3 protein-coding genes and 1 pseudogene are annotated in these 6191 nt (G+C 65.4%); 1 reads left to right on the top strand and 3 read right to left on the bottom strand.

The annotated features are described in order from the left end of the window. A pseudogene (locus AB0D08_RS32940) lies at positions 1-96 on the top strand (ABC transporter permease); the annotation flags it as partial. A 3-nt stretch (positions 97-99) separates the two neighbouring features. Here the strand turns inward: AB0D08_RS32940 and AB0D08_RS32935 are convergent. The 3 genes from AB0D08_RS32935 to AB0D08_RS32925 form a co-directional block, all read right to left on the bottom strand. Continuing rightward, the gene (locus AB0D08_RS32935; RefSeq protein WP_359893926.1) at positions 100-2079 is read right to left on the bottom strand and encodes a hypothetical protein; all 1980 of its coding nucleotides are present in this window, start codon (positions 2077-2079) and stop codon (positions 100-102) included. Between the two features lie 305 nt (positions 2080-2384). Further along, the gene (locus tag AB0D08_RS32930; RefSeq protein ID WP_055731226.1) at positions 2385-2912 is read right to left on the bottom strand and encodes a flavin reductase family protein; all 528 of its coding nucleotides are present in this window, start codon (positions 2910-2912) and stop codon (positions 2385-2387) included. A 929-nt stretch (positions 2913-3841) separates the two neighbouring features. Next, positions 3842-5473 carry a hypothetical protein gene (locus tag AB0D08_RS32925; RefSeq protein ID WP_359893922.1) on the bottom strand — a complete coding sequence of 544 codons (1632 nt, stop codon included), beginning with the start codon at positions 5471-5473 and terminating at the stop codon, positions 3842-3844. Positions 5474-6191 lie beyond the last annotated feature (718 nt).

The raw sequence follows: 6191 nt of genomic DNA, 5'->3' as shown, positions 1-6191 counted from the left end.
ATCACCCAGCTGATCCTGCCCGGCGCCGTGCTGGCCGCCCTCTCGCTCGCGTACGTCGCCCGGCTCACCCGGACCTCGATCGGCGAGAACCTGCGACGGTCAGGAACAGAGGTTCAGCGAGATCGCCTCCAACCGGCGGCTCTGCCCGGTCGTGCCCAGCACGATGCTCGTGCCCCGCACGGGAGCGGTCCACCCCACGTCCTGGACGTGCCCGCGGCCGGCGACCGTCCCCGACCCGACCCGGACCTCGAGGGCTTCCAGCCTCAGGCCCTGCCCGGTGGTGCCCACCTGCACCTGCTGACCGTCGGCCGCGTACTGCCACGGCTGCCATCCGATGTTCTGCACGTGGGCGCGGACCCAGAGGCCGCCCGCCCCGCGTGCCGACATCCGGACCGCCTGGATGGAGTCGCCGAGGCCGGTGGTTCCGGCGCTGGTGCCGTTCTGCCCGGTGTAGCCCTGCCAGCCGATGTCCGCGACATGCGCCTGGTAGCGGAGGTCCACGCCGCGGCCGGGTGTGCCGGTGCAGGCGTCGACGCGGTCGCCGGGGTGTCGTTCCGTCGCGCCCCACGTCCGAAGGTATCCCTCGGCGCCGAGCATCAGGTCGTCCACGACGTCCTGACCGCCGGTCACCCGGACGTCCTCGACCCAGTCCGGGACCAGACCGTAGTGGGCGACTCCCTCGGTGTTGATGTCCCAGGTCCGCTGCCCGGTGGTCTGCCGCTCCAGGAGCGAGCCGCCGTCGGCGCTGCGGAACGGGTAGGTCACGGGGTTGGCGGCGGCGTCGCCGCGGGGGCCGGGCTGCTCGCTGACCCCGTTCATGTCGGTGCCGATCCCGTAACCCGTGATCTGGTACTTGGCCCTGATGGCGGCCGTGGACCGCTCCTCGGCGGCGAAGTCCGGTGCGTTGTGGATGTGCTGGGCGATGAAGCCACCGCGGCGGTAGAGCCGCTCGGTCCAGTCGGTGTCCATCCAGCTGTGGGAGGAGATCACCCCCGGATAGGCCGCACCGTCGAGGACGGCGAACGACTGGTTCACGGCCTTGACGCTCATGTGGTCGATCTCGAGCATCATGTGACGCTTCATCATGGCGCGGATGGCGTATTCGCCGAGGCCGGTCAGGCCTCGGGTGTTGCACTGCGCGTCCGCTGCGTACGCGGGAGCCGCGACCCCGGGAGGGAGCGCCTGCTGCGCCTCGGCGGCAAGGCCCAGCCCGATCGGGTTGTCGTGCTGCGGGCCGGTGCACTTCTCGGTCTTCCAGAAGGTACCGGTGGAGAGGAACTGGCCGACGTTGATCGCGGCCCCCACCGTGCCCGTGTCGAACCGTACGCCGCACAGCGCGTTGTCGAACTTGTGGCACAGGAACATGCTGCGCACGCCCATACCGTAGAGCTCGTCGAGGCCGCGTTCGATGTCTTCGGGTCCGCACTGGGGGATGTCGAAGACCTGCTTGCAGCCGAACGGTTCGGATGCCTCCACGCCGAGGATCACGGCCAGCTTGCCCTGGCCGATCACCTGGCGGGCCTGGTCGCTGTCGGTGACGATCCGGAACCAGCCCTTGCCCGGACCGCCGTACATCGCGTCGACGTACGCCTGGAGCTCGTAGGTCTTCCGGGCCTCGAGACGGATGGCGTCCATCTCGTCACAGCCCCGGTCCTTGAAGAAGTAGGCGTTGCAGATCACGCTGTTGCTGACGAGGTCGTTGACGAGCACCCGCTGGCCGCCGCGCCAGGCCCGTTCGACCCAGGCGTAGTACGTCTGGGTGTGGGTCAGCGATCCGTAGGCGGGCCAGTCCTTGAAGGTCGGCCATCCGACGGGGTCGTGCCGGCCGTCACCGCCGTTCATGATGTAGTCGAAGACCGCGTGGCTGCCGTCGGGGTAGTGCTCGGGGCAGTCCTTCAGGGCGTCCGCGATGCCGCGGTCGGAGAAGGCCTTGCCGCACATGAGCCGTCCACCGAATCCCTCGTTGGACATCAGATGCACGTGTGCGTCGACGAATCCGCGGACCCGGCCCTGCGCGTCGGTGCCCTTGAAGGGTTCCCCGACGGCGTTGATCTGCGAGTCCGGTACGGGCCGCGCCATCGGGTTCCACCATCCCTGGTCGGCCGTGGCATGGGTGACCGGTCCGGTCCCCAGGGCCAGCAAGGCCAGCAGGAGTGGCAGTACGAGGAGCAACGACCTGCGGTGGAACCGGAGTTGGAGTGGGCGTCGTTTCAAATTGAGATCACCCTTCCGCTTGTCGGAGTATGACGAACGAGCGTGTGGGCGAGGATGGCGATTCGTGCGGTTCATGTCAAGATAAAGTGTCAGCAAAGACTGCGAATCTGCTTGAAAGGGCGTGGCCGTACCGGCCCCCAGCTGCCGCAAGGATCATCCCGTGCGGTGGCTCACACCTGGCACGGCCGGGTCTGCCGGCGGGCGAAGTGCACCAGCGGGGCGTCACCGTCGTCGGTCTGCGTGTGGACGACGCGGCCGACCACCAGAGTGTGGTCGTCCAGCGAAACGTACCGGCTGACCCGGCACACGAGGCCGGCGACCGAACCGGTCAACAGGGGTGCCCCGGACCGCCTCTCGTGGGCCACCCCGGTGAACCGCCGAGCCGCAGGCTGCCCGGCGAAGCGGTCGGCCAGCCCGCGCAGCGCGTAGGGGAGCACGCTGACACCGAAGTGGCCGGCCGTGCGGATGCACTCCAGCGTCCCGCTGCCGGAGGCCAGCGAGACGAGCAGGGTGGGCGGACGGTCGGTCAGGGACAGCACGGCCGTGGCCGTGCAGCCCACCGGGTCGCCGCCGGCGTAGGCGGTGACGACCGTGACGCCGGCGGCGAAACGGGTCATCGCCTCGCGGAACACCGGGGCGGGCACCGTTTCGAGATGTGCGGCGGAAGAAGGCGGGGCGCTGGTCATGAAGTCGGTCACGGTCTGTCTTCTCCGAACGGGTGGTTGCACGCTGCTCCGGTCGCGGCGTTCCCGCAGGCCGCGTCCGGAGCGACCTGCGGGAACGAGTCAGCTGACGTGGAGGGGTGTACCCGGGAGGTCCGGCCGGTCAGGGCCCGGCTTCCTCAGGCGGTCCGACGCGTCCCGTGCGGGGGACGGCCGGGACGAGCCCCGGCGAGCTTCCCGACAGCCGCGCAGTCCGGGACGATTCACGAGATGTCTGCGTTCATCCGGGCAGTGGCCCGGCCCGCCGCGCGGTCAGCCACCCCAAGAGGTGTCGACCCCGCAGTGCTGGGTAGGGGCGCACTCGGCGACGACGACATCCGGTTCGGAAGCCGAGGGGAGCGAAACGGAGACGAGGGCGGCGATCGCCAGGGTCACGGCCAGGACACAACGCTTGATCACGGAATTTCCCCGGATGGTCGGCGGCTTCCCGCGTCGTTGCGGGGCCGCAGTGGCAATTGGATGCAGAGTCAATATGCCTGAGCGTAGCGCCCGGAGCGATGGATCCTGCCCCTCACCAAGCTGCGCGACCTTAAAATGAGGGGTGCCGATCCACCGATGAGGGCGCATACGTAGGTGAACCGGACATCGGCCGGTCGGGTTTGACGGTCCATCGCCGGAGCGGAGCGGTGGCCGCAGCGTCACCCCCACTCCGGCCCTCGACGTGACCAGGCCCCAGCCGGAGCCACACGATGCATACACTGCTCACTCGGGTGGGAAGAGGCGTCACCGGCCAGCCGAACCATCGTTGGGCGTGTTCCTGGACTGACGATCGCGAGGTGTGCCGTCCGCCGCTCTCCGTCGGCTGTCCGATCGACCGCTCCAGTGCTAAGTGTTGCCGTCTACGCGCCTGTATCGGCCTGTGCGGCTACACGTGTGACTTTCAAATCGGATTCGCCATTCGAGTTTCAGAAGCTCCTTCGCCATTTCTTGACGCGCTCCTGGAAGGCGATTCCTTCCTTTGCCAACGGCGTCAGCGACTCCCATGTGGTCCTCTGATCCGTTTTTGATAGACCCAAGAAGGAGTCGATCATGTTTTTCTCGGCAAAAACCAGGCCGCATTCCATGAGATAATTCAGGATGGCGGTTTCCGCATGTGGAGCCTCGTTCTTCTGGATTCTGCGCCCGAGCGCCATCGCCTCGAAGAACGGATTGATATTTTGCAGTTCGTAGGCTCCCGCCATGGACTTGATGTGTAGCTTGAGCTGCTCGACCATCGGCAGGGTTGTGTTCACCCAGTTCTCGACGGATCGGAACTGCCGGGCGAGTTGCCGGTTGTTGTCGTCGAGTTTCCCCCACTCTTGGTGACGCCCCTCCTCGCCAAACTGTACGAATTTTCTGAAAAATGCTCTGACGGGCGAGTCACCATCCCCCCCGACGGTCATTATGAAGGCGGAGAGCGTCGGATCCTCGAAGCATGACTCTTTATCCGCGCTGCTGAGCTGTGAGAAATATGAAAGGAATCCTTCAGGGGATAGTTCGCCTTTTTCGACCGACTTGCTCGCCGCCGTCACGTAGTAGATTGCCAGGAATCTGGTCAATGCGGTGTAGGAGTGCAACAGTGCCTGGGATTTTGCCGGTAGGCCCTCGATTTCCGCCACCACCTCGCGCGGCTTGGTCTTCGCGCGACGCAAGAGTGACTCCACGTAATCATTGGCTGTCTCGATGAAGTCGTCATCCTGCTCTGGCCTGGTTGTTCGCATCATGCTCTTGACGGTGAACGTCATGGGCTCACGGCAGGTTATTAGCCGGATCTCACTGCCTGCGTGGATCTGCAGGACCCCTCCACACGTGTGGCGTGAGGGAGTGCAGCGGGCATTGGCTCTGCCGAAGGCTTCATCGAGGCACAGTGCCGTTCCCTCCTGGATGAACCGAATGGGGAGTCCGTCCGTGGCCACCCAGGAGACCTGGCCGTCAGCACTGTTCTCCTGGGCAACCTGCACGTAGGCTGCCAGTTCTCCGTCACTGAGCGGGCCTAGCTGGATGTTGGGAAATTCGCCGGACGATTTGTCCAGTCTCGTCACAGGGGCCTGTGCCGGCCGGTCGATGAGCGCGGCTCCTACGAGCTGGGACAGCAGTTCCCCAGAGGTCGAGTAGAGCCAGATGACCGTTTCATCGCCGATGCTGATCTGCAGATCCTGCTCTCCGCCGTGCCCTACGAGGTAGGTGTTCGGAGCTCTTGCTGCTAGTGCCGCGTTGTTACTTGCACTGGCGTCCTGCCAGCTATTTTCTACGCGAAGAAACCAGGTTCCAGCGTAGTTCTCCACCTCTGTCGAATTCCACGGACTCGGCACATCGAGCACAAGGCAGTAGGCATTGAGATACCACTTGAGACGTTCAAGGGTGACCGGATTCAGGTAATCCAGGTTCCAGTCATAGATCATCTGGAAGAATCCATACTCGTCCAGATCGGTGGCGGAAAATTCGGAGCTTTCTGAAAGGATGTGGACGAGCTCTTCCCAGGTCGTGGAATTCCGGAAAGCGTCGGCCGAGCTGTCGATGGCGGCGCACACCTTTTCCGCCCAGGCTCCGTAGGTCATTGCTGTACCGCCCAAATAGAAATAGTTGCATGTATTGAAACCAGCTCAATTTAAGCCTGGATCGGCGATTGAATGGATGCCTCCTTGGGTGGCCTTTAGGTCCGAATTTGTGGTCGGCTCGATTGCGCGCCTGATCTCGATGCCAGAAGTCACCGCAAGGTCGGCTCGGTATCACGCGCGGCATCGCCGCACGGGCAATGAGCAGCCCGCGGATACCGGCTTCCAGCGCGCCGGCCGACATCCGGCGGATGCCGCCGCGTTCGATCCCGCCGGTCGAGTTCCTACGACGTGGAGCCGCCATCATCCACCGCGGCGCGGGCGTGTCTTGCTGGCCCGCGCTGCGAACGCGGGCCTGCTCGGAGGCCATCAAAAGGATCATTCCTTGCCGCAGGGCGGATGTGGCCGTGCGCCGGGCGCGCGACGGTCAGCGTCCTCCATGGCGTACGACGTAGGCCCGGTGCGAAGCATGACCGTCGACTGTGGATTGGAGCCGTAAGTAAGTCCTATGTACCCCTTTTGTGCCCCACCTGCTTTGCTGCCGGGCAACTTGCTGAGGGGATCCGGGTGGTTGATGCGACGCCACATCTACCGCAGGCTGTGATCAACAGGAGCGGGCCGCCATCGCAGGGACGGGGCGGATCCCCGTCTCCACCGGCCTGCACCGGAGAACGCCGTCGTCCGACGCCCCACGCACGCAGGCACGAAGACCCTCACACGC

The organism is Kitasatospora sp. NPDC048540 (assembly GCF_040651175.1).
GTDB lineage: Bacteria > Actinomycetota > Actinomycetes > Streptomycetales > Streptomycetaceae > Kitasatospora.
The sequence above is the reverse complement of the archived record's forward strand: the minus strand, read 5'-3'. Positions and strand labels throughout refer to the sequence as shown.

Bases quoted from the DNA above. Each gene is read 5' to 3' on its own strand.
- AB0D08_RS32935 (WP_359893926.1), bottom strand. From the start codon at position 2,079: ATGGCGCGGCCCGTACCGGACTCGCAGATCAACGCCGTCGGGGAACCC.
- AB0D08_RS32925 (WP_359893922.1), bottom strand. From the start codon at position 5,473: ATGACCTACGGAGCCTGGGCGGAAAAGGTGTGCGCCGCCATCGACAGC.